This window comes from Leptospira barantonii (genome assembly GCF_002811925.1).
Lineage (GTDB): Bacteria > Spirochaetota > Leptospiria > Leptospirales > Leptospiraceae > Leptospira > Leptospira barantonii.
In genome coordinates this window covers 490942-515476 of sequence record NZ_NPDS01000002.1, presented here as the reverse complement: position 1 = coordinate 515476, position 24535 = coordinate 490942, and the positions used below count along the sequence as shown (strand labels likewise).

Below are 24535 nucleotides of genomic sequence, written 5' to 3'. Positions count from 1 at the left end.
GAAAAGAACGTTCATCGAGTATTTAGGTAATTCTAACTGCGGAAGTCTGCACTAAGCGAAATCAATTTTTCGAAACATCTAGGAGAATTTTTTTCAACGTCGAGATCGGATGTTTAGATCTCATCGCATATTTTTCGCAGAAAGACCGCCGGACCGACTGAACGTCTTCACTGTACCACCAATCGTCAATTGAAGCCCAATTCATAGCTATAAACTGCGTTGCTTCTTGAGGTGAAGAATGAAAAATCCGAACTCGTTTCAAATTTTGATAAAAAGGAATCGCCTCTTCAACTAAATGCGTAAATTCATTTCTCCAAAAGCAGAGTGTGGGAATGTTAAGACTTAATGTTTCCAGGATTCCAGTGGAATCATAAGAATGCACTACAAGTCTTGATTTTAGTATTAGTTCTTTTAACTTTAAACGGCTCGAATCGATCTTAACGTTTGAATCAAAATCTTTCCACCGCTCCTCGTCAAACCAATCGAAACGTTTAAAAGAATTGTGAAGCCTGACTATCGTCTGATTTCGGATTTCATCCGGCAAACTTTTATAAAAAACCAATTGCTCTTCAAAATATTTCGTAAAATCAAACCAACTATCTTCGGGACCAAGACGCATTGCCGGAGGAAACTCGATTAACAAAAGTCCTCCATTCGAATCATACTCTCCCAGTTTCTCATTGCACTTAGTAAAAACAAACCCAGGAATATGTTTCTCAGTGCGACTCCAACCCCAAGTTACAAAAGAATCAGTATTTACCAATTCCGGTGAATTTTGAATTCCGTGCATCGTCCCATAATTATTGCCATGTTGACCAACAATGTATGGGATCCCCTGGAGAGTCTTCCCTGCCGCCCAAACCTTAAAGTTTTCGTCCGTATCAAAATTATTGGAAGTAAATATAAAACGAGGTTTTTTAGGCCATTTTAAACTTTTTGAATTTTCGAGTATCTCCGGAAAACCTTCAATAAAACAAAGAGGCATAGCCTTCGGTAACATTTTCCAAGCAAAGGTTTCAAAACTTCGTCCTTCCGAATTGGGAAGTTGGAACGACTGTCTGAGATTCCCGTTAATCCCCCATTCCGGCAAATCTGGACTTCTCCATAGCTGCGGGATCTGCGCCAATCGAATCTGTAGACTCAATTCGTATTGAAAGGGTAAATATGTGTTTATTAAAAAAGCATCTGATTTTCTTGATAAACTCGGTAAAATAGAATTCAAAAAGAATAATACGATTTTCTTCCAAGTAGGCTTCGAATTAGGAGCGACCGAGAGGGTTTTGATACGAACCGCTTCATGCACATTCTCGAAATTTTCAAAGTCAAAAAATTTAAGTAACTCGATGCAAATAACGTGATTCCAAAAATCCAGATTCGAATTCGCAACCAAAGAATTCGAATCGTTTGGCGCTAAATCATACTCGTCGAATTTCAACTGAGTGGTTCCGGAAATCTCATAACGATCGAGAACCTGTTCGATCGTCTTATATCTGTTGTAAAATACGCGAAGGTATCTTAAAATCCAATGACCTAATACAAGATTCCAATAACGGGTCGAATACGAAACGGAGTGAAGTCGATTCAGAGCTTCCGTAATTTCGTTTAAGAAAACCAATCTTAAACTTTCTAAATAATCGAAATCATTCCTTTTAACTTTTGGATCGACTCCGTAAGGAAGGGCGACCTCGTAATCCAAACCGTTCCAAACGTGTTTCCTGTCGTAACGTCTACACCATTCTCCTAAGAATAAGATAGGAACGTCCTTCTTCCAGGTTCGTTCGTCGGCCGTAGTTACGAGATATCGCTTCAATGTTTGAAAATAAAAAAGGAAAAAAGTAATGTATCTTAGCGGGGAACGTTATCCGACATTTGAAGTCGCTTCCGAAGAAAATTCCAGAATTTGAGCCGCAAGATTATCGGCCCCTTTTCCATCGATGAGCGACTGCCCTATTTGGTATAATTTCGCTCTTTCCGACTTCGGCTTTAATACATCGATCGATTTGGAAACTTTTTCCAAAAGGGATGGATCGTCCCAGTTGAGAATTTCTCGGACACAACCTCTTTCAAAGAAGGATTTTATATTATTCACCTGATCGTAGTCGATACAGATCGCGATAAACGGAATGCCGAGAAAAGCGAGTTCGTTCATGGTTTGTCCCGCGGCGGTTATAACGAGGTCGGAAGTACATAACAGATCGATCATGGACTGAGCGTCCAATTTTTTCAGAATCTTCAAATTAGGAATTTGATATTTACGATTCAACTCATCCGCATATTCGTCGATTCCCGCCAAAGCGATGAACTCGATATCCGGATATCGACCAACAAACGTCGAAAATTTCGGAATTAAATGTCTATAATCGCTTCCGCCGCTCGTTATAATCACTTTCTGGATCGTATCTCTGACTATAAAATCGTTTCGTCTTTCCTTAAATTGAGGTCTCAGAATCGTATAACGATTTCCTGAAATTATCCGCGCGGTCTGCCCGTCGTATTGAATCTCGGAACCGTGAACATTCGGATTTACGATTAAATCAAATGGATAGTGAATTCGGTTGAAATCATCGATAACCGCTGTGTAAGAAAAATTTTCCGAAATTCTTTTCAAAGCGTCCGAATTCGATATGTAAGAATCGACAACGGCGATATCTCCGGATGGAATCGGAACGTTCATATCCATCCAATTCTGAAACGTAGAACGTTCATATTTGAATTCGGGCCAATCCCGAACAAACATCGTAATATCGGTTTCGAGACCATGACTTTCGAATGAATTACGAAGGGCCTCGCAACGAATCAAATGTCCGTATCCGATTCCTTCTCCGGTTTCCGTGAAAAAGACCGCTTTTTTATTTTTAGTAAGATTCATTCTTTTAGGCGTCCATTCTCGTTCAACTAAACTCGTCGATTCTTGCTAAATCCTTAGCAACCGACTCGATCAGCTCGTCGCTCGGATTGATACAATTTACCTTCGATACGCCGATAATCAACTTACGCAAATCCACATCGTATCTTTTGAGAATGCGTTTGAAACGAGGAAGATGTCCCGAATGAAACTTTGAAATTCCTATGACGATATCCATAGAACTTAAACCTTGGGGATACAACATCAAAGGTTCTATGATGGTTTCGGACATCTCCAATAGTAGAAACGGATCGAGGTTCGTATCAAAACCGTATTCCTGAAAGATAAACGCCATCGCTTCCGTCTGTGCGTTGCCGGCGCTTCTTCCCATTCCGCGTAACGTGCCGTCCACGAATTTCGCCCCACTTTTTAATGCGGCAAGAGAATTCGCATTCGCCATTCCTAAGTTGTTATGACCGTGAAATCCGACGGGCGCTTCGGAGTTATCTCTGATAACCGAAACGTATTCGCTGATTTGTTCTGGCAACATACATCCGGCCGAATCGACTAAACAAATCGCGTCAACGCCCCAACCTTGAAGATTCTTTATAATTTTCGCAAGTTCCGATGAATTAACGGCGTATGATTTCATCATGTTTAAACTTACGTGTAGTCCCAACTCTTGGGAATATTCTATAAAACTTTTGGTCGCTTCTAAATCGGTGACGTCCTTCCCGATTCGGATAAAATCCAGACCGGCGTCTTTCGCTCTTTTTATATCTTCCTTCTTCCCCACTCCCGGAATAAAAAAAGCGCCTATAAAAGAATTTTTAGTAACCGACTTAGCCGTGGATATATAATCCTCGTCCGTTTCAAACGCGATTCCGTTGGAAGGATTGGAGGCTCCAAGTCCGAGTCCATGCCCGACTTCGATCAAACGAATGCCGGCCTTATCCAGGTTGGAACAGATATTTCTCGTGTCCCGCGCCGAGAATTGGAAATTGATTGCGTAGCCGCCGTCTCGAATCGTGCAGTCGAGTAGGATCGGGTGCTGAAAATTATTTATAAATTCTTTTATCATTTTAAGTTTAATACTTTCTTAGAAGTCTGAAACATCACCTGATCGATCTCGGTTTGACCGAAGCCGAATTTCTTAAAGAATAGATTGTGATCTTCGATCGCCGTCTCCAAGGATACGAACGGAAAATCGGAACCGAACATAAAACGATCCGCTCCGTATTTTCGAATACCGTAAGCCAAGTCCATTTCTACGCTACTATTCTTCCAAAACGTAACCGAAAACGAAGTTTCTAAATACGCGTTTGGATACATTTCGGCGATCTGTAACGCTTCGATTAACTTTCCGCCACCCGCGTGAACAAGCAACACCGGACAAGAAACCGCGTCTAAAATATGAACCGCCAAGGGAAGACTGTAATACTTATAGATCTTCTTACTGCCGAACGCGGAACAAACGTTGATATAAAGACCTAATTTTTCCGCTTCGATACAAATCTTTTGGATCTTATCGAAATCGGATTCTTTGATTTCCTGCAGGTAAGAATGGAAGGTGATCGATTTAAAACCTTCTTTCGCGGCTAAGGTCAAAGACATCAACCACTCCGGATCTCTAAAGTCGATCAAATAAGAATAAGAAAATAAGTTATCGTTTCTCGATTGGCGAAACGCATTCAAATGTGTTTCGTTCTTTAAGAATTTAATATCGAAAAAACAAATCACTCCATGCGAGATATCATTCTTCTTAAATGCGTTCGCTAAATGATCGCCGACAACCGAGACGCTATTCGGATCTATATTGAATAGGTCCGCTTCGCTCGGTTTGACGATGGGGTGAATGAACATATCGATAATCATATTGGACTTTTCCTTAATTGTAAAACAAACTCTCTTTGCGGAATCGAAATATAATCCTGAATCAGGCTGACATGCGGAGTGAGCGTGAGGGCGAATTTTAACATCTCCGCAGGATCGTAATAATAAACGAAATCATCCGGCGGATACTTCGCATCAAAAACCTGACTGAGCATGTCCACGACCAAAACTTCTTTAGCGTAACGGAAAGCCTGTTCGATCATACCTTTAGCAAAATCTAAATTTTGAATTTCCGCAAACTTAAAGTTTAAAACTCCGAACATGGATACAACATCGTAGGAATTTTCTTGGATTCGACCGGGTTCGCTTAGGATGTTCACGATCTCGAAATTACTTTTCGGAAATCGAGTTTTACATTCGCCGATGAGATCCGGATTTATATCCGCACCGGAGTATTCGAAGTTTTTTCCTCCGGAGTCATTCAGTAAGAATTGATTGAAATCGGCGAAACCGCAACCGATATCCAGTATTTTTTTTCCGGAAATATCCACACCGCGAACCGCATTCTTAAAACGAATCTCCTGATTCGTTTTATTATCCCAACCGAGGGTTCGAGGGTCTTGACCGAATTTTTGATATCGTGTGGAATATCTTTCGATTAATTTTTTATCTACGTTGTTTAATTCATCCAAATTCATCGCTGAATTGCCGTCCTCTAAACGATTACTCGTATTGAATTTTAATCGAATTAAAAATCGTTTCGCGCATTTTCTGCAAAGACGGAACGTCCTCGGCGGTGATGATCGCAAAACCGTGCCTATCCGCTCCCGATTGCATCGGCGATAACGTGTCTCCCGGTTTTATGGAAAGTTGAATGTGTAAGACTTCGGGCATCGCGCTTACCTTATCCAATCCTTCGATCGATTTTACTTTTCCGGGAGAGAAAATAAAAAAGGTCAAGATCGCGGCCTTTCTGTTGAAGGAAAGATTTACGGAATATTTTTCGTTCATCGCGTTCGCGATCAGCAATTCCGAAATGTTTACGTTACTCACTTCGGGTATGATTTTTGCGGAAGTAAGAACCCCTCCCCCTCGAGTCGCGGTTTCCAATAAGAAACAACGTCCCTTATCGTCTAAAACGTATTCCGAATGTGTCGCTCCTTTTTTAATTTGAAGGGCTTCGATTACGGCCGAATTCGTTTTTAAAACATGATCGATTGATTCCGGAGAAATCGCCGCGGGATAAAGAACCTCCGTAATGATGGGTTTGTCGCCGGGTGTTACTTTTTTGGAAGCGATCGCTAAATTATGATGTTCTCCGTTTTGATCCATACAACCGTCCACGGTTAAATGAATTCCTTCGATAAACGCTTCGACGAGAACTTCTCGAGAATGTGCGTTCAGTAAAGAATCAAGATAAGCCGCTTTCAGATCTTCTTTCTTCTCCACTTTGTGAACTCCGAAACTACCTCTGTTATCCGTCGGTTTAACGATTACGGGAAGTCCGATCAATTCCGCGGCGGCGTCCACTTCTTCCAAAGTTCTACAAGCTACAAAACGAGGCTGAAGAATATGATGTTCTCTGCATCTTTCTCTCATCCATCTTTTATTCGTCGTAAATTGTGCGGCCGCAATTCCATCCGTCGGAAAGCCCAAGGTCTCGTTTACGTAGGTTGCCGCGTAATGAGAATAATCGCATTCGTCCGCAACGGCTCCCTGCACTTGGTGTTTTTTCGCAATCGCCAAAGCCTTGCCCAAATCTCTTGGATCTAAATTCTCCGTAGCATCCGCGTATGGTAATCCGATCGCTTCCGGGTTCGAATCGGTGGCAACTACGTAATAACCTTTGCTTTTAGCGGTTTGAATGAGAGGAAGTTGCTCCCAAGTTGCGCCGATGATCATCAATTTTTTCACGTTTAATTCTCCCTCTTTTATAAATGCTCAAGCATCTTCCATTGAATGAGCTGACCGCTCTCAATGTTTTGTTTCGATTTAGTATTCTTCAATAGCTCGACCTGATCGATGGAAACGCCTTTTTGAGCGGAACGAAAGAAGATCATATTCTCATCCGATAAAGTTTCACCGGCTTGGATCGTTTTGCGAGAAACGGCCTTCAGTTCCACTTTCCTTCTGCTTTCCCATTCTTCGGGAAGTAGATGAAGACGAGCGCCGGTTCCAAGTCCCGCTTGCACTTCTCGTATCTGTTCGGTCATGTCCTTAAATTCCGCAAAGGTCATCGCAAACGGATGATCGGGCCCTTTCTGATTTCGATCCGTCGTTACGTGTTTCTCTATGATACAAGCTCCTAAGCTCACTGCGGCGACGCTCATATGAGTTCCCATAGAATGATCCGAGTAACCCGTTAACTCGTTCGTCATTGCGGCTAACGTTTGTATGAACGATAAATTGGATTCTTCCGCTTTGACCGGGTATTTGGAATTACAATGAAGCAGAATCAAAGAATCGTTGCCGACCGATTTGCAACGATTTACGGCTCTTTGTATGTCTCCGTATTCGCAGTAACCCACGGAAAGAATCAACGGTTTCATCGTTTGCGCCGCGCGTTCCACAACTTTCAAATTCGCTTGTACTTGTGGAGAAGCCAATTTATACGCGGGAACGTTTACTTTTTCGAGAAGATCGACTGCGGGTGCATACGTCGGCGAGGATAAGAAGTCGATCCCTTCGTCGGCACATCGTTTCGCAAGGGCTTCATACCAGGATTCTTCGAGTTCGATTTGTCGAAACCATTCGCGGAAATCTTTTGTTTCCAGACTCTCCACATACAATTCCGAAAATTGAATCGACTGAAACTTAGCGGCGTCGGCTCCAGTTTCCTTAACCATGGAAATCATATCCAAAGCAAGATTCAAATCCTGATTGTGATTCGTTCCGATTTCCGCGATTACGTACGTAGGATGTCCTTTTCCGATCGTTCGTTTTCCTATTTTGATTTCTTTGCTCAAACGTTTACCCTGCAGATGAATTGTTTTGAATCTCTCGAACGAATCCGAGAATTATTGAAACTTATTTTTCCATCGAATGATTTTGAAAGCTTCCGCCAATTTGAAACCGGATTGCATTCCTCTATATCTTGCGAGAGTTTCCAAACCGGTATAGGATCGCGGATATGGAAATTCCTTGATTTCGGTATAATAACATTCTAATGCTTCCCACTTTTTCTTTAAACATTCCTCCGAGATCTCCTCGAATAAATTCGGAACAAACGGATCCGTAAGATTCCATTCGGTTGTGGAAAGCACTTCGAATGAAAGTATATTCACGTCGCAATCGGACCAAACCGGACGAGCCGCCATCGCAAGGGAACGAGCAACGATACGATGATCGTTGTTCACGTCGGTTTCGGAATGGATCATCACCGTTTCCGGTTTGAAGGTTTTAATCTCGTTTTCTATGATTTTATTGATATCGATAATCGGAACTTGATCCAATCTTCCGCAAGGAAGATCGTAAAATTTATAATCGTTTACCCCGAGAACCTCGAGACTTTTTTTAGCGGAAGCGGTTCTGATTTCGATTTGTTTTAAAGCTTCCGGGGATCGGATCTCATCGGATGCGAATCGGCACGTACTGCCTTCCGCTATAAACACGATTCTAAATTCGCAATCGTTTCCGTGTGTATAGATAAAAGCGCCACAGCCGAGAATATCGTCGTCGGGATGCGCCGCTATAATCAGTATTTTTCTCATTGTGAAAACGATTATCCTTTTTGTAAAAGAGTCAATATTTCATCTTCCACTTTCGGAAGACGAATGTCGAAATCACTTTCAAACTTCGAAACGTTCATAGTCATATCGCGAGGTCGATACGCTTTTAGATTGAGATCGAAGATGGATCCCTTTCTGATTTTTTCCTTCGATTTATTCAGAATGTCGGCGAGTTTATAAGCGAAGTCGGCCTTACTGATGCCGTCGCTGGAACCTAAATTATAAATTCCTTTTTTAGGATTCAAGAGTACCTTATGAATCATTTCAACAAGTGTGGAAAGAGACAAGGGACTAAAACGAATATCTTCGAATACCGTAATCTCCTTATCCGCGTCGACCGATTCGATGATCCAATCGCTAAAACTACGTCTGATATCATTCTTACTATAACCGAAAAAATTAGTTCGTAGAACCGTACTCGAAACGGCGTTCGCGACTAGTTCTCCCGTATATTTGGAAAAGCTATAATAATTGGTCAACTCGACGTTCTCTTCGAGATGTGGTCCTTTACCGTCGTAAACCTGATCAGTTGAAACATGAATCAAATGTGTTTTCGATTGTTTCGACTGAATCCAGGAAACTATGTTTTCCAAAATTCTTACGTTTAATAAATACGCGTAATTCGGTTTCCTCTCGCACTCGTCCACGTTCGTCGCGGCCGCAAGATTTATGATGAAGTCCGGAGTATGATCGTCCAATACCTTCCAAACGATCTTCTTATCCACAAGGTCTCCGATCGCTTCGGTGCTACCGCTCCTACTGTGACGGATCACGTTGTGATTTAGATTTTTTAGGAACGGAACTAAGGAGGATCCGAGTAAACCTTCGGAACCGGTGATTAAAATGGTCTTTTGGGACATCGGCTTTGGATCGAAATAATATTATAAAAAACGAAACTTAAAATTCAGAGGTTAGGAGAATCGATCGACTGCATTCTAACCTGATACTTAAACTCGGCAAGATTCCAATCTTCTTCGTTGTCTATGTCCTGCGCTTCCATATCGTCTAAAAGAATCGCGGAGCTACGATCGGTCCAAAGTTTTCCCTTATCTAAGAATCTTTGAATATTAAAAAAGTAGAATTGACCCGCGTCATAATAGGCCGATTCCAACTCCTGAGATCGTTTCGTTAAATTCTCGGGATGAAACATGGAAACCAATCCCTCGTCGTTCAAACGTAACGACCTTTGTATCGGAGAACTATATTTGATCATGGAAAAAACCGTATCCAAATCCTTTGCGCGCAACAAATCCCAAGCTTCTTCCAATTTCTTTTGAGTGAGCAAAGGAGAAGTGGGATAAATACAACACGCATAATCGAAGTTCATTCCCAATTTCTTATATTCTTCGATGACTTCGAACAAAACCGCATCCGTGCCCGCGGTATCGTTCGAATTTTTCTCGCTTCTAAAGAATGGAATCTTCGCGGAATAACTTTTGGAAATTTCCGCAATTTCCCGATCGTCCGTGGAAACCATAACCTCGTCGAAAAGGTTCGACTTAAGCGCGAGTTCGATCGGATAAGAAATGATCGGTCTTCCGTAAAAATTCTTAATATTCTTACGTGGAATCCGCTTCGAACCGCCTCGGGCCGTAATGATACAAAGTTTTTTCATATCCGTATCGCTCAAAGATTCTTAAACGACTACATAGTCCTTGATCAATTGTTTCAATTCCTCTACGGTCAACCACTCGGTATTTTCACCGCTATTGTAACGGAACCCTTGTTTACAATAGTCGCCTTTGAAGAATTTTTTAAATTCGTCGATCGACCAAGTCGGTTTAAAAGAAGGCAATATTACGAAATACTTATCGAACTCGATCGTGCTGAGCGCGTCGGTTTCGGTAATCATCTCTTCATGAATCTTTTCACCGGGACGAATACCTACGATCTCCGTTTTACACTCGGGCGCAACGGCCGCCGCAACGTCTAAAATTCTGTAGCTAGGAATTTTCGGCACGTAGATCTCGCCGCCCCACATATTCTCCAATGCGAATAAAACGAGATCGACCCCTTCTTTTAAAGTGATGTTGAATCGGGTCATTCTTTCGTCCGTGATCGGAAGAACTCCTTCCTTTTTCTTATTTAAAAAGAATGGAATCACCGAGCCCCTGCTCCCCATCACGTTTCCGTAACGAACCACCGAGAATTTTATATCGTGAGAACCTTTGAAGTTATTCGCCGCAACGAAAAGTTTATCCGAAGCGAGTTTTGTAGCTCCGTATAAGTTCACGGGCGCCGCGGCCTTATCGGTCGAAAGAGCCACTACCTTCTTCACTCCTCGGTCGATACAGGCTTCTATCAGGTTTTGTCCGCCGATGATATTCGTTTTAATCGCTTCGAAAGGATTGTATTCCGCGGCGGGCACTTGTTTTAAAGCCGCGGCGTGAATCACCGTGTCGATTCCTTCCAGAGCTCTTGTGATTCTCTCGCGATCACGAATATCCCCGATAAAATAACGAATCTGAGGATATTTACTTTCCGGAAATTCCTGAGACATTTCGTATTGTTTCAGTTCATCCCTCGAATAAATCACCAATCTTTTAACATCGGGATAATCGGCGAGAATCCTTTTCGTAAACTCTTTACCGAACGAACCGGTTCCACCTGTGATTAAAATCGACTTACTTTTACTCATTCGTATATTCCAAAAATTTAGATTCCAATTAACGTATTATCTTAAAAATTACTAATTTAGATTATTGTTTTTTACTAATATTCCAGAAAGCAATTCCCTAAAGCGAGAATTATCCGGATCAAAATCGACCGTTCTGGCGAATCCGGATTCTTTCAGTTCTTCTTGCCAGGAATTCTCCGAAATTTCGATCACATGATCCAGAGCTCGTCGAACGGACTTGAGATTCAGATCGTTGGTCCAAAAAGGACCGTTATCGGACAACTTGCCCGGCCATCCGAATCTATAGGATTCGTTTTTCAACGAACGACAACGCGAAGTAATCCCCACCGATCTTTTTCCTCTGGCCAAAGCCTCATACCCTAAGGTCGAATCGACAAAAACGGTAATCGGAGCGGAATCGATCAACTCGTAACTCGAACGAAAGGACTCGTGCGGTGTCATGGTCCAATCCAATCCTTCGAAATAATTTTTATAAAAATCGAATTCGTCCGGATCGTTCTTTTTAGTTCTACCGCAAACTTTGATGGATAGCCCCTTTTCCAAACAATACGTTTTGAGAAAAGGTAACAAGAGCAATTCGGTCTCGTAGAATTGTTCCCAGTAATACACCGATCCGTCCGCTTCCACGTAAAACGGTTCGGTTTCATTTTGCGGTCGTTTGATGTATTGAGAAATAAAAAGAATGGAATCGATTTTCGAAGAATCGATCGATTTTCCTTTCGGAATCTTATTGTTCTTAAAAGAACCGATCGAAATCGATTTTCCTTTGATATATTGGGAATATTTTTCCCCGATATCGGCGCCCAACGTCAGCATATAATCGACGTTATACGTCTCTTTCGGCGTTAGATAACCGAAAATGTCTCCGATCTCGCCTCGAAAACCGTTTTGCACGAACATGGTGACGATTGCCGGATGCGCTTCCTTCAATTCGTAAAACTTCGGATTATTATCGATATATGTCAGAATCAACTTCGGTTTTACGGAACGAATGAACTCGTCTATATAACCTTGTAAACCCGGCCTTCCCTTTAAAAGCGCCGAAAGGAATACGGGAACGTTGAATTTTTCACCTCGAATGTATAAGACGGTGGGATCATACATTCGGATATAACTTTCAAAAGCCTCGTACCCGACGAAATCGTAAAACAATAAGTCGCTTTTTTTCGGCAATCTCCATTCTTTCTCTGACTTAAGAAAGAATAGGAATAGACTTCGGATTTTGTTTACGATCTTAAAAAGCAATATTAGAATTTCCTACTTTGCTTGAGTCCTTAAAAAGTTTTCCGCCTCGATCCAATCCGATTCGGTATCGATGTCCACGTTCTCCGCCGGCATTTCGGAGATCAGAGGAAGAATATCGTCCGTGTAAAAATTCTTTTTTTCGATCAGATGATCTTTGGGCGTTAGATAAAAGGATCCGTTTACGGAATACGCAGGAGGTAAGTCCTGTGATCTCAAATGCAAACCGCCTCCTTCTTGAAACGGTTTGAGAATCCCGTTTTCCAATTTCAAACACCACATAGGATGCGGATCTGCGGGACTTACGCCGAGGACCGTTTTTTTTCCTTCGTTTTTTAGAAAGAGATCGATTCCTTTTTCGACGGATTCTTTTTTGCGAAACGGAGAAGTCGGTTGAAGCAAGATCACACCGTCTACTTTCTGTCTTTCTTTCTCATACCAATGTAACGCGTGTAAAACCACGTCGATGGAAGTGGAAGTATCGGTCGCTAACTCAGCAGGTCTTAACCATGGAACCGAGGCTCCGCACTTCTTTGCGACTTCCGCGATTTCCGGATCATCCGTAGAAACCAAGATATCGCATATCTCGGGAATTTCTTTCGCTACTTCGATGCTCCAAGCGATCAAAGGTTTATCTCCGAGAATCTTTATATTCTTTCCGGGTAAACGTTTGGATCCTCCTCGAGCGGGAATCACGGTCAATAATTTCAAAATTTCAAAAACCGTTTTAAAAGGTTCAAACCGACTTCGCCGCTTTTCTCGGGGTGAAATTGACAACCTACTACGTTGTTGTATCCGATGACCGCGGCGATCGAATGTCCTCCGTAGATACAATCCGCGATTCGGTGATTCGGATCGACCGGTTTCGCCATGAACGAATGGACGAAATAAACCGAATCTCCTTCATGAGAATTTTCTAATATTGTGTTATTCCATTCCACCGTTTCGATCGGTTTTTTCAATTCGTTCCAACCGATATGCGGAATCTTATGTGAAGATCCTTCCTTTGTAAGGGCCGGGATCGGAACCACTCTTCCGGGAATCAATCCCAACCCGGCCGTAACTCCGAACTCTTCGCTTTCGTCCATAAGCATCTGCATTCCGAGACAAATGGCCATCAAAGGAGTTCCTCTATGCGCGATCTCTTGTATGACTTCTATGAGAGAACGTTCTTTCAATGCGACCATCGCGTTTGCGAAGGCGCCGACTCCGGGAAGTACGACGTGAGGGGCCTTTTGTATGGCCTCGGGATCGGATGAAATTTCCACTTCGGCTTCGCAATATTCGAAACCGCGTTTTACGCTAAGAAGGTTTCCGACTCCGTAGTCGATTATCAAAACTTTACGAGAGGACATAGTGTCTCACCTCGATGCCGGAAGATTCCGCAGTCTTACGAATGTCTCCGATCGTCGATCGATCGTAATGAAGAATGTCGGCCATCGCGACCGCATCCGCTTCTCCGTTTTTTACCACGTCGATCAGATGTTCGGGAGTTCCCATTCCACCACTTGCGATTACGGGCACCGAAACTACTTTCGTTACCGAGTGGACTAGATCCGTATCAAAACCCTTTCGGGTTCCTTCACGATCTATGGAGGTTAATAAAATTTCACCGGCGCCAAGCTCCACGGCTTTTTGCACCCATTCAATCACGTCGAGACCCGTTCTTTCTCTTCCGTTGTCCGTATACACTTCCCATTTTTTATCAGCGATTTGCTTTGCTTGTACGGATAAAACCATACACTGACTTCCGAATTTTCTCGATATCTCAGAAATCAGATTCGGATTGGAAACCGCGGCGGTATTGATCGCAACCTTATCGGCTCCGCTCCGAAGCAAACGAGTGGCGTCTTCAACGGATCGGATTCCTCCGCCGACCGTAAGAGGTACGAATATATCCTTTACGGAATCTTCCACGATCTCGCTTAGATTATTTCTTCCGTATAAACTCGCGACGCAGTCGATGTAAATTAATTCGTCGGCCCCTTGGTGGTAATACTTATGAGCGTATTCCGCCGGAGAACCGATGACTCTCAATCCTTCCAGGTGCACGCCCTTGATTAGGTTTGGACCCTTGATATCCAGTCTTGCTATGAGTCGAATTTTTCTCATGATGAACGAATCTTAACTTTCCCAAACCTTGTGTCTTAAGTTCCATTCTCCGGATTTGTTTTCCCAAATATGATCGGATCTCCAACTGTCCACGACTGCGGTGAATTCTTCGTCGGTGATGGAACAATATTCTAAAAACTCTTGGTAGTGTTTTTTCGGGAATTCGCCGTCGTATCGTTTTACCAAGGCCGCTCCCTCTTCTCGAGTGATCTTATGATCCCTGATTTCATGAGCCGTGTCCGAAGTCGTTCTTCCGATTCCGAATTTGATATAACCCAAATAATAGTGAAAGCCGTCGATTCGATCGTCTAAACTTGCGTATTTAGAATAAGTTCCTTCGGATCTTTCGGAGTTCGGCGTGAAGCCTGTATTCTCTTGGCAGTAATAAAAATTCTCCTGAGGATCCCAAAATTTATAATAACCCAAAAAATGAATTTCGGTTTTATTCTTAAGAATGTCCTCGTATGCGGGCGCCATGAACGGTCTTAAGTCCTGTTCGCTCACGCCGTGGTCTTTCCAAAACTCGGGAGGAAGTCCGGAGAAATAATGTTTATCGTGATCCTGTATTTCCCGATTCGGTTTAAAGGCGTTCTTCATATCGCCGCCGTATTCGACTTCTCCATTCTCCCCATACATAATTAGAGAAACGTTATGTTTGATCGCCATGTGCATCGGATAGTTCGTCTGACCGTAGATAAACGGTTGAAACGGATCTCCTAAATAGGTAAAGGCGAGGTTCGTAAGTTTTCTCGTCACTTTTCCGTTCGGTGTTCCGAGAACGTTATCGAATCCGGAACCGATAAAACTGTCCAAATTCTTTCTTCCGATTTCGGTCGCTTTCAAAGGCGCCCAGGTTACGGTCAGAGGATTCATTCCGTATTTGTACTTCAGCTGATGAGCGACGAACCCGCCGTCCTTTCCGCCGCTACAAGGTACGATAACGTCGTATTCTCCGTTGTTCTTTTTGTATTTTTTACAAAGTTCGACGAGTTCCTGTTCTCTTTGTTTCCAGTCGATTTGAGTCTTTTTAAATTCGGCGAAGTTACAAGCGGAACAAACTCCGTGTTCGTCGAAAGTGATTCTCGGTCTTTGGTTCGACACGGTGCATTTTTTACAAAAGACTACCTTTTCGGGAAGGTTGTATAACTTTATTAAATTTCGTTTTTCCATCGATACTATCTATCCTTACATATCTGCTTCTATTGAATTTACTTTTTCGAGATCATCCGGCCTTCCTACGTCGATCCAAGGCTCGTGCATCGGATATACGATCGTTCTATTTCCTTCGCTATTCAGTCTGGAAAAAAGAGTCGGCATATCACAATGTGTTTTGGGTTCCAATGAGGATAACGCGTCCGGATTCAAAGCGTAGATTCCCGCGTTTACATGACTTCTATAAACCGGTTTTTCCTCGAACGCTACGATATCCACGCCCTTTGTTCTTACGACTCCGAACGGATGTTGCCATTCGTGCAGACGAACGGCCATGGTCGCGCTTGCACCGTGTCTAACGTGGAAGTCCAAAAGTTCTCCGTAACGTATATCCGTCATCACGTCTCCATTCGTCACCAGAAACGGTTCCGAGGGGAGTTTCGTAATAAGACTCAACGCGCCCGCGGTCCCAAGGGCTTCCTCTTCTTTTATATATTCTATGTTAACGTCGAACCGACTTCCGTCCCCGAAGTATTCTTCGATCATGTGTCCGAGATAATGAATCGCGATGGAGAATTTATGAAACCCTTCCGACTTCGCCCTGCTGATGATGTGTTCGAGCATCGGCTTACCCGCAACGGGAAGAAGCGGTTTGGGACAATTTTCCGTGTGAGGCATGAGTCGTGTTCCCTTTCCTCCGGCCATGATCACGAACGTATTCGGTCTTTGAGAAGGAGCCAATATCTCGTCCCAAAGATAAAGCCCGACCACACTGCGTCGATCGTCCACAATCGGAAGTTGATGAATCTTATTCGCCTGCATCAACTGGATCACCATGTCTTTGCTCATTTGAGGTGTGACCACAAGAGATTCGCGGAATAGAATCGATTCGATAGGACTGTTTAAATCCAATCCACGCAGTAAACCGCGTCGAATATCTCCGTCCGTTATAGTTCCGATCAATTGATTGTTTTCGGAAACGATCAAAGCGATCTGCAAAGCGGACTCGTCCAAGTTTCGAATCACATCCTGAATCGAAGAAGTAAGAGGTAATAAAGCGTTGTGCCAAGTAGTGGTCATAATTTTCGTTTAGAAGGAAAGATCGAAGAATTTCTTTTTTAGAATTTGATCCAAGGAAATATTTTCTAAGACGTCCATAATCTTGGAAGTTGCGTTCCCTTCTCCGTATGGATTTTTAACGGTCGATATACCGTTTTGAAATTCTTTTGAATAAAGTTTCTCTATGGCGCGTAGGATTGAGGATTCTTCCGGTTCACAATCGATCACACTTTCCGCTTTCAATCGACCCTTTTGTCTTCCTCCGATATTCACGGTTCCTTTTTGAAACGTGGGGACTTCCAAAAGACCGCTGGAAGAATTTCCGATCACTCCGTCGATAAATCGAATACAAGAAAAATAACGTCTTTGACCTAAGGAAGTAAACGCGATCGAGTTTTTACGCGTCCCTACAAAATTATGAATCGATTGAATGATTTCCCGGCTCCCCGTGTCCGCGTTCGGAAGAGTGAATATGATCGAAATATCCGGCACTCGATCCAGAGCCTTTAACAATTCGTCGAACTGTTCCTTGGGAGACTTCGCATCCAAGGTCTCGGGATGAAACGTCACTAATAGATTTTTCGTTCCGAATTTAAAACCCATCGAAGTTTCCAAATCGGTTTGATTCATCAGATCCAAACTTCGAATGCTATCCACGCCGAGACCGCCTACGTTAAAAACTCGTTCCGGGTTCTCGCCCAATTGCATTACTCTTTTCTTATATTCTTCGGCGGCGGTAAAGTGAATATGAGACATCTTTGTGATGCTATGACGGATCGATTCGTCGAAAGCGCCTTCCGTGGTTTCTCCGCCGTGAATGTGAACGACTGGAATTTTCGCGATCATCGCCGCGGACACAGCCGAGAATATTTCGAATCGATCGCCCAAAACGACGATCAGATCCGGTTTTAAATCTTCCCAAACGTCCGCAAAGCCGATCGTTCCCATTCCGATCGATTTGGAAACGGAAGTTGCGGTGTCCGAACTCAAAAGCATCTCCACTTTTTTATCGATCTTAAAACCGTCCGCCTCGATCTCCCGATACGTTAAACCGAACTCGGGAGAAAGATGCATTCCCGTAGCTACGATTTGTAATTCGAGCTTGCTTGAATCCTGAATTTTTCGGATCAACAAACGGAGCAAACCGTATTCGGCTCTGGTTCCGGTAACGACGCAGATCTTTCTTCTCATAGATCGATCAATTCGTCCTCGGTGAAATCTCTATGAGCTTTTAAACCGACGATTTCATCCAGACGCATTGGAGAAATTCCGTTTCCCGGTCTTTTTGTAGTAAGATTTTCGTAAGAAAAAATTTCTCCCGAACGAATCGGCTGAGCCGCAACGAGAGACTTGCGCGCGATCGAAATATTTTTCGATTCGCTTTGGCTCGGTCTTTTGATTCCGTCGCCTAAAGACTGTTCTATATTACGAATCGATCGTATCATTGTTTTCAATTCTTCCGGCTCGAGGCTCGCTTTATGATCCGGTCCGGGCAACGTACGATCTAGGGTAAAATGTTTTTCGATTACGGATGCGCCTAACGCAACCGCGGCGATCGAAACTTCGATTCCGGATGTATGATCGGAATACCCCACTTTTACCTTGAAAGAATCCGCAATGGATCTCATCGCTAAAAGATTCACGTCCGAGAATGGCGTCGGATACTCCGTGTTACAATGTAATACGGTTATGTTCTCGCGTTTTGTTCCCGCTTTTTCCAAAACAAAAATTGCCGATTCGATTTCCGCCAACGTAGACATTCCGGAAGAAAGAATGATCGGCCTTCCGGACGCTCCGATTTTTCGGATATAGGGAAGATTGGTGATTTCACCCGAAGGAATTTTGTATCTGCTTAAGTTCAGTCCTTCCAAAAAGCTGAGACTTTGCAGATCGAATGCGGTGGAGAAAAATTCGATTTTTTTTTCGTTACAACGTTGTATTAGAATTTCATGATCTTTTTTCGACAATTCGAGTTTTTTTAACATTTCGAATTGGGACTCTTCTGAGCCTGTCGTGGCCGATTGATAATCCGCTTTTTTTGCGGATTTAGTGGCCAATCTTTTCGCCTCGAAAGTTTGAAACTTCACTACGTCCGCACCCGCATCGGAAGCCGCGTCGATCAACTTCAGAGCAAGGTTGATATCCCCGTTATGATTCACACCCGCTTCGGCGATAATTAAGGTTTTCATAATTTAGAGTTTTATTTTATACTTTGAAAATTCGGGAAGATCCGAAATCACCCTACTTCCCATAGCGACCAAACTGTTTGCGCCGATCGAAATCGTTTCCCGAACCACGGAACCGCTTCCGATGAACGAAGAGTCCCCCACCGAAACCTCTCCGTTTAAAATCGCGCCCGTGGAGATATGACAGTGATTTCCGATCTTAACGTCGTGTTCCAAAAGAACTTTGGAATTGATGATGCAGTTGTCTCCGATTTCGACGTTTGAATTTACGATTGTATGATGCATGATGATACAACCGTTTCCAATCTTAGAATGTTTCGAAACATACGCGATCGGTGAAACGATTACGGGCAATTCGAAACCGATCTCTTTCAAACGTCGAAAAATCCGAATTCTCGGCTCCGAATTTTTGATATGTCCTACGGTAACGATCGCACTTCCGCAATCTTTATGCAATTTTTCTAAATCTTGATCGGTTCCGATTACCTTGTAACCGAGAATTTCGGTTCCCAATTCCTGTTCCGAGCCGATCAAACCGACAATGGAATACTTCCCCTCGGATTCGATCACGTCGATACAAGATCGAGCATGCCCGCCCGCTCCGATCAGAATGATTGGTTTTTTCATTTATGATTTCGAAGTTAACAAACCGGATCCGCTCGGAATGTTGATCAATCGTTCTTCCAACGAAAGAGCGGTTGGAAGTTCCATTCTCGGGCAATCCGCAAAAGGTTTTAACGTATGAAGCAATCTCCAACAAGGTCGAGTCATCACACCGTTGTCGTTCGTTGTGGTAAGAATTTCATCTCGAGCGCCTGAAACATTCTCAGATAAAACCAAAGTTTGAAGCCAGTAATTGCTTTGAGAACCTTTCGGTTCCTCGAAAATAGATACTTCCGAAATGGAACTGAAAGATTCTTTATACTTTTGAAAAAGGTCCTTCTTTACTTTTAGAAATCCGGGCATTTGTTCGAGTTGAGCGCATCCCAAAGCCGCGTTGATATTCGGCATTCTATAATTGTAGCCGATCTCATCGTGCACGTATTCCCAACGATGTGGAATTTTTGCGGTGGTCGTTATGTGTTTCGCCCTCTTTGCGATTTCCGAATCATTGGTAAGAATCGCTCCGCCCCCGCCCGTTGTTATGGTTTTATTTCCGTTAAAGCTAAGAGTTCCTAAAAGTCCAAGAGTTCCGGTATGACGACCTTGATAATAACTGCCTAACGATTCCGCAGCGTCCTCGATGACTTCGATGTGAAAGTCGCGTCCAACCGAAAGAATTCCTTCGAGATCCACCGGATGTCCGAAAGTGTGCATCGGAACCATAGCACGAATGACTCTGCCTGTGGAAAGATTCACACACTGACCGTTTCTCATTTCGGTGATCGAAGAAAGATATTCTCGTACGGCTTTCGGATCCATACCCAAGGTTGTTTCTTCGCTTTCCACGAAATGAGGAATCGCTCCGCAATAGGAGACTCCGTTTGCGGTCGCTATAAACGTAAGAGAAGGAATCAATACTTCGTCGTTCTGTTTTACTCCGGCAAGTTTTAAAGCGATATGAAGAGCCGCAGTGCCGTTGACCACCGCAACCGCGTGTTTAGCTCCGGTAAAATCCGCCAACTCGGATTCGAAACGATCCACGAACTTGCCGACGGAAGAAACAAAACTCGTATCGATACATTCCTTCACATACCGCCATTCGTTTCCCGAAAAGGTCGGTTCGTGGAGTACAACGGAAGAATTCCCTACTACGTTTCGAATCGCTTTCACGATTCGATCCGATAACTGTGTAAAATCGGAAGACATTAAATATTATAAATATCTGTTTTATATTGAACGAGATTTTTCGGATCTAAAAACCATTCTACGGTTTCCGCCAAACCTTTGCGAAAACCGTCCAGGCCTCCGTAAGAAGGTTCCCAATTTAAAAGTTCTTTTGCTTTTTCATTGGAAGCCCACAATCTCTCTACTTCGCTTTTTTCGGGTCTCAATCTTTGATCGTCGGATTCGATTTCAACCTTCGCCTTCATCACTTCGGCGATCGTTTTCACGGTGTCACCGACCGAAATTTCATAATTACTTCCGAGATTGATGACCTGTCCTATGGATGACTCGGACTTCAGCGCGGCGATAAAACCGGAAACGGTATCTTTTACGAAATTAAAATCGCGGGTGGGATGAATGGCGCCTAACTTTATTTTTTCCTTTCCCTTTGCGATCTGCGTAATGATCGTCGGGATTACGGCTCTTGCGGATTGTCTTGGTCCGTATGTATTGAAAGGACGAATCACCGAAACCGGAGTGCCGAAGGAAGAATAAAAAGACATCGCGATCTGATCGGCTCCGATCTTACTCGCGGAATACGGCGACTGCCCTTGCAAAGGATGTTCTTCCGTAATCGGAACGAAACGTGCGGTTCCGTAAACTTCGCTTGTCGAAGTATGAATCACTTTGGAAACGTCCAAATCCTTCGCGGCTTGAACCACGTTCAACGTCCCTTTTACGTTCGTATCGACATACGTATCCGGAGAATGATACGAATACGGAATCGCGATCAAAGCGGCCAAGTGTAAAACGGAATCACATCCTTTCATAGCCGCACGGACTCCATTCGGATCTCGAACGTCGCCGGAAAAAACTTCGAACTTACCCTTTACGTCGGATCCACACGAATCCAACCAACCCCAAGAGTTAAAAGAATTATAAAGTACGAATGCTTTTACGTCGTAGCCCTGTCTTACCAGGGTTTCCGTCAGATGCGAACCGATAAAACCGTCCGCGCCGGTTACTAAGATTTTTTTCATAGTTCTTTGAGTCAGTGTTTAAAGATAAATTTATAAATTCCGAAAAGGATTCGAATCGGTCGAAAAATCGATTCCAACAAAAGAATCTGAAGATAGATCCAAGGAGTTCGAAGATTGAAATGCAAACCTTCCTCGATCCGAGTCGAATACGGCGCGAACGCCGGTTGAGTTGGAGCTAAAACTTGTACATGGGTCGAATTCAGTTTTTTCGCACCGTCCGTCGTATCGATTCTTCGAATCAATTCCTTGCAGGACGGATTGATATTCTTTACGCTGTCTTGATAGAGGGGTTTATACGTTCCACCGTTCGGGAAAAAACCGAAAAGAAGAATCTTCTTTACCTCACCCCCGCGATTTTTCCGCCGAGAATGCCATGTTCTATTGATGAAAAAAGCATAATCGCTATTTCTCAAAATCAAAGGAACAGTAAATAAATTCGCAATCTTCGGTCTTTGCCAAGAAATATAATTCGACCATCGAGGCAACAGATGCGATCCTTTTAGAAACGCCGTTGATCCTTCCCCGCTTTTCTGATCGTTAAGAGCAAACGCAAGATTCATTTGCCCCCATGCGTCTTGATGGAGACCCAATCCGTTATCACCGGGTAAAGAATAGCGAGCGCTGATTTCCCAAATCTTATAGTCGTCTCCGACGATCCCTTTCAGCGTTTCCCTGATCGATTCGTTTGTTAAAATCTCTTCCAATAAGGAATCCAAACGAGCATCAACACCGACTAACGATAACAAAACGGGTGCATTGGACGAGTAATCCTTTTGCGCAGACGAACTCTCGAACAAACGATCTACGATCTGTTCCAATTCTTTGTGTTTTTCTTCGGATAAAATCCTGGAACTTCCGACTGAAAACCCATCCACCTTGATGTTATTTACAACTCTATTCTCTTGCATAAAAGACTTCTTCAATTCTTGATTTTCGGAGAATCGAATTTATTTGGACGCGTTCTTCCGAATCGTTCCAGAAAGAGGTCCGGCATTAACGAAAGCAATCACAAACGGATGGATGAAATTTTTCTAATAAACAAAAACTTACTTAAGTGATTTGAGATACACTTTCCAATCCGCACTCCAGTCCTCGCTGGTGAGCGCGTATTTTTTTCGAAAAGAATCGATCGCTTGTTTGCGCTCCGAATTCTCCATCCAGGCGACTGGATCTTTTAAAAGTAAAACCGCTTCTTCCGTCAACGTATCGATGGAACGATGGACGATTCCGTTTCTTTCGAGAATTTCAAAATCAACTCTCGTCCACTCTTCTTCTTCGCAATAAAGTCGATTCCAAAAAACCAGAGTGGGAATTCCACCGGACAAACACTCGAGAAAACCGGTTCCGGGTTGATCCCAAAGGACGATCGAACAATCTTGAATCAAGTCGATCGTCAATCCCTTGTCATAAGTATAGGAAACCGTAATATACTCGTCGCCTATTTCCCGGAGCTTTCGATAGGTTTGTTCCATCAATGCAACGGTGAGAGTGTTGTACGGTTTTACAAATGCCTTCAGTTTTTTTTCACGAATGGATTCGGCCAACTCCAACATAGAATTCGAAAATTCTTCGATGACGTCTCTGCGGATGCTCGAAGCTCCTTGAGGCGCGCCCACAAAACGTTTCATCATCTGCGGCATCCAAAGAAGATCGTATGTCTTCGGCTCGCCGATCCTATATTGTTTCCAATATTTCTTACGTTCCGAGAGCCAAGGAGAAGGCATAGGAATACATTGAATGTGATTCAACTGAGATCCCTCATGCATGCGAGTCCAACCCCAGGTCAAAAATACGTCCGTTGCGGGCAACTCTATATCCAAAGCGGGACGATTGTCCTTATAATATCCGTAATGACCGCCGTGCTGTGCTTTGATGATCTTAAATCCGTTCGCTTTCGCATAGGCGATCGCATACGTAGAAAAAGTATCTCCGTCTCCGGAAGAAAGAATCGCCTTACGATCATTCTTGAAAAAACAATCGGAAGAAGCGGCGTAATTTTCGGTAAGTCTTTCCAAGAATTGGACCGGAAAATAAGTAATTAAAAATTTTCTAAATAACTCATCAGCCTTGAGAAAACGTTTTTCATTCAAGCCCATTTCGATAAAAAAATCGGACAAAAGAGAAGCCGAGTCCTTTGATAGATCGAAGATCCGTTCTCTTAAGTTTTGATCCTTATCAACGGCTGACAAGGACCATTTCGGCGTCATCAATCGGAAAGAGAATAGATACATCCCTCTCAATCTTAGGGCCGTTTCCGAATTTGCGAACGTAAGCACCGGAAATTTAGAAAACGGATAGAATCTTTTGAAAATCCTTTCCATTAAACCGATGAATCTATTACCGAGTTTAACGCCTTTGCCCAAGGCGAACAAATTATTCTTCGGTGCAATTTTACTATGAAGATTGAGACTTACTAACGTCGCTTCCGTATTCGAAGTAGAATGTAAATCCCAAATTTTAGATAAATAGAATATAAAAAATTCGTTAAATTCCGGTTCTGCAGTAATCAGCCTTTCAAATTCTTCCGGAGTTTGAATATCCTTCTCGGTTCGATTTTCGAACGAATACACGGAGATGGATTCCGCCTTTTCGGAGAGAAAAGAGCTTTGTAATCTCATCACCTGATTCCAGTAGAAATGAGTCAAAGGAAAGATCGCCCTTCTTACCAGAACGGCCAATGCGTTTCTCGGAACTGAATCCCCAACCTCCGAATGCAGTCTCTCTACGATTTCATCAATCAGATGATTGCAAGATTCCGAACAGATTTTCGAAAATCGTTCTATCGTTTCTTTCGGTATGATTACGCCGCGTCTACCTTCGAAAGAATGAAGTCCGATTTCGTTTTCCGAAACCGCTTCCGCACGAATGAATTTCTGATTTTGTTGCAAGACCCGATTCTCGCTTATCTCGACTTGAGTGGATAAATCCATCGA

At 43.2% G+C, this 24535-nt stretch carries 24 protein-coding genes; all 24 read right to left on the bottom strand.

Annotation, left to right across the window (positions count from 1 at the left end):
* Positions 1–61: 61 nt before the first annotated feature.
* A complete protein-coding gene (locus CH367_RS07150) occupies positions 62–1810 on the bottom strand; it encodes an LIC12162 family transferase (protein WP_100761787.1) in 1749 nt (582 codons plus the stop codon).
* 48 nt (positions 1811–1858) lie between these two features.
* Positions 1859–2869: a glycosyltransferase gene (locus CH367_RS07145; RefSeq protein WP_100761786.1), complete on the bottom strand. Its 1011-nt coding sequence runs from the start codon at positions 2867–2869 to the stop codon at positions 1859–1861.
* 22 nt (positions 2870–2891) lie between these two features.
* Complete coding sequence (locus CH367_RS07140) at positions 2892–3926, bottom strand: 4-hydroxy-2-oxovalerate aldolase (protein ID WP_100761785.1); 1035 nt, start codon at positions 3924–3926, stop codon at positions 2892–2894.
* Positions 3923–4720: an amidohydrolase family protein gene (locus tag CH367_RS07135; protein WP_100761784.1), complete on the bottom strand. Its 798-nt coding sequence runs from the start codon at positions 4718–4720 to the stop codon at positions 3923–3925. The genes CH367_RS07140 and CH367_RS07135 overlap by 4 nt, the downstream gene beginning before the upstream one ends.
* A complete protein-coding gene (locus tag CH367_RS07130; RefSeq protein WP_100761783.1) occupies positions 4717–5376 on the bottom strand; it encodes a class I SAM-dependent methyltransferase in 660 nt (219 codons plus the stop codon). Before CH367_RS07130 ends, CH367_RS07135 begins: the two co-directional genes overlap by 4 nt.
* 25 nt (positions 5377–5401) lie before the next feature.
* Positions 5402–6592 carry an ATP-grasp domain-containing protein gene (locus tag CH367_RS07125; RefSeq protein ID WP_100761782.1) on the bottom strand — a complete coding sequence of 397 codons (1191 nt, stop codon included), beginning with the start codon at positions 6590–6592 and terminating at the stop codon, positions 5402–5404.
* A gap of 17 nt (positions 6593–6609) precedes the next feature.
* The gene (locus CH367_RS07120) at positions 6610–7644 is read right to left on the bottom strand and encodes an N-acetylneuraminate synthase family protein (RefSeq protein WP_100761781.1); all 1035 of its coding nucleotides are present in this window, start codon (positions 7642–7644) and stop codon (positions 6610–6612) included.
* A gap of 51 nt (positions 7645–7695) precedes the next feature.
* Positions 7696–8388 (bottom strand): PIG-L deacetylase family protein, encoded by a 693-nt coding sequence (locus tag CH367_RS07115; protein WP_100761780.1) that lies wholly within the window; start codon positions 8386–8388, stop codon positions 7696–7698.
* A gap of 11 nt (positions 8389–8399) precedes the next feature.
* A complete protein-coding gene (locus tag CH367_RS07110; RefSeq protein WP_100761779.1) occupies positions 8400–9266 on the bottom strand; it encodes an SDR family oxidoreductase in 867 nt (288 codons plus the stop codon).
* Positions 9267–9310: 44 nt separating this feature from the next.
* Positions 9311–10021 carry a pseudaminic acid cytidylyltransferase gene (pseF, locus tag CH367_RS07105; RefSeq protein ID WP_100761778.1) on the bottom strand — a complete coding sequence of 237 codons (711 nt, stop codon included), beginning with the start codon at positions 10019–10021 and terminating at the stop codon, positions 9311–9313.
* Positions 10022–10042: 21 nt separating this feature from the next.
* Positions 10043–11044, bottom strand: a complete 1002-nt coding sequence (gene pseB / locus CH367_RS07100) for a UDP-N-acetylglucosamine 4,6-dehydratase (inverting) (RefSeq protein WP_010575208.1) — start codon at positions 11042–11044, stop codon at positions 10043–10045.
* A gap of 51 nt (positions 11045–11095) precedes the next feature.
* Entirely contained in the window at positions 11096–12289 is a 1194-nt protein-coding gene (locus CH367_RS07095; RefSeq protein ID WP_100761777.1) for an LA_1612 family putative O-antigen biosynthesis protein, read from the bottom strand.
* Positions 12290–12301: 12 nt separating this feature from the next.
* On the bottom strand, positions 12302–12997 hold the full coding sequence (locus tag CH367_RS07090) for an acylneuraminate cytidylyltransferase family protein (RefSeq protein WP_100761776.1): 696 nt from the start codon (positions 12995–12997) through the stop codon (positions 12302–12304).
* Positions 12994–13641 carry an imidazole glycerol phosphate synthase subunit HisH gene (hisH, locus tag CH367_RS07085; RefSeq protein ID WP_100761775.1) on the bottom strand — a complete coding sequence of 216 codons (648 nt, stop codon included), beginning with the start codon at positions 13639–13641 and terminating at the stop codon, positions 12994–12996. Before hisH ends, CH367_RS07090 begins: the two co-directional genes overlap by 4 nt.
* Positions 13628–14398, bottom strand: coding sequence for an imidazole glycerol phosphate synthase subunit HisF (gene hisF / locus CH367_RS07080; protein WP_100761774.1), 771 nt, complete (start codon positions 14396–14398; stop codon positions 13628–13630). Before hisF ends, hisH begins: the two co-directional genes overlap by 14 nt.
* Positions 14399–14410: 12 nt before the next feature.
* Positions 14411–15568, bottom strand: coding sequence for an N-acetyl sugar amidotransferase (locus CH367_RS07075; RefSeq protein ID WP_100761773.1), 1158 nt, complete (start codon positions 15566–15568; stop codon positions 14411–14413).
* Positions 15569–15583: 15 nt separating this feature from the next.
* Entirely contained in the window at positions 15584–16630 is a 1047-nt protein-coding gene (locus CH367_RS07070) for a nucleotidyltransferase family protein (RefSeq protein ID WP_100761772.1), read from the bottom strand.
* Positions 16631–16639: 9 nt separating this feature from the next.
* Positions 16640–17800 (bottom strand): UDP-N-acetylglucosamine 2-epimerase, encoded by a 1161-nt coding sequence (gene neuC / locus CH367_RS07065; protein WP_100761771.1) that lies wholly within the window; start codon positions 17798–17800, stop codon positions 16640–16642.
* The gene (gene neuB, locus CH367_RS07060) at positions 17797–18798 is read right to left on the bottom strand and encodes an N-acetylneuraminate synthase (RefSeq protein ID WP_100761770.1); all 1002 of its coding nucleotides are present in this window, start codon (positions 18796–18798) and stop codon (positions 17797–17799) included. Before neuB ends, neuC begins: the two co-directional genes overlap by 4 nt.
* A 3-nt stretch (positions 18799–18801) precedes the next feature.
* The gene (locus CH367_RS07055; protein ID WP_100761769.1) at positions 18802–19422 is read right to left on the bottom strand and encodes an acetyltransferase; all 621 of its coding nucleotides are present in this window, start codon (positions 19420–19422) and stop codon (positions 18802–18804) included.
* Positions 19423–20604, bottom strand: coding sequence for a LegC family aminotransferase (locus CH367_RS07050; RefSeq protein WP_100761768.1), 1182 nt, complete (start codon positions 20602–20604; stop codon positions 19423–19425).
* Entirely contained in the window at positions 20604–21602 is a 999-nt protein-coding gene (locus tag CH367_RS07045) for an NAD-dependent 4,6-dehydratase LegB (RefSeq protein ID WP_100761767.1), read from the bottom strand. The genes CH367_RS07050 and CH367_RS07045 overlap by 1 nt, the downstream gene beginning before the upstream one ends.
* Positions 21603–21613: 11 nt before the next feature.
* Positions 21614–22510: a putative 2OG-Fe(II) oxygenase gene (locus CH367_RS07040; protein WP_100761766.1), complete on the bottom strand. Its 897-nt coding sequence runs from the start codon at positions 22508–22510 to the stop codon at positions 21614–21616.
* A 138-nt stretch (positions 22511–22648) separates the two neighbouring features.
* Positions 22649–24532, bottom strand: coding sequence for a transferase (locus tag CH367_RS20965; RefSeq protein WP_244284494.1), 1884 nt, complete (start codon positions 24530–24532; stop codon positions 22649–22651).
* Positions 24533–24535 lie beyond the last annotated feature (3 nt).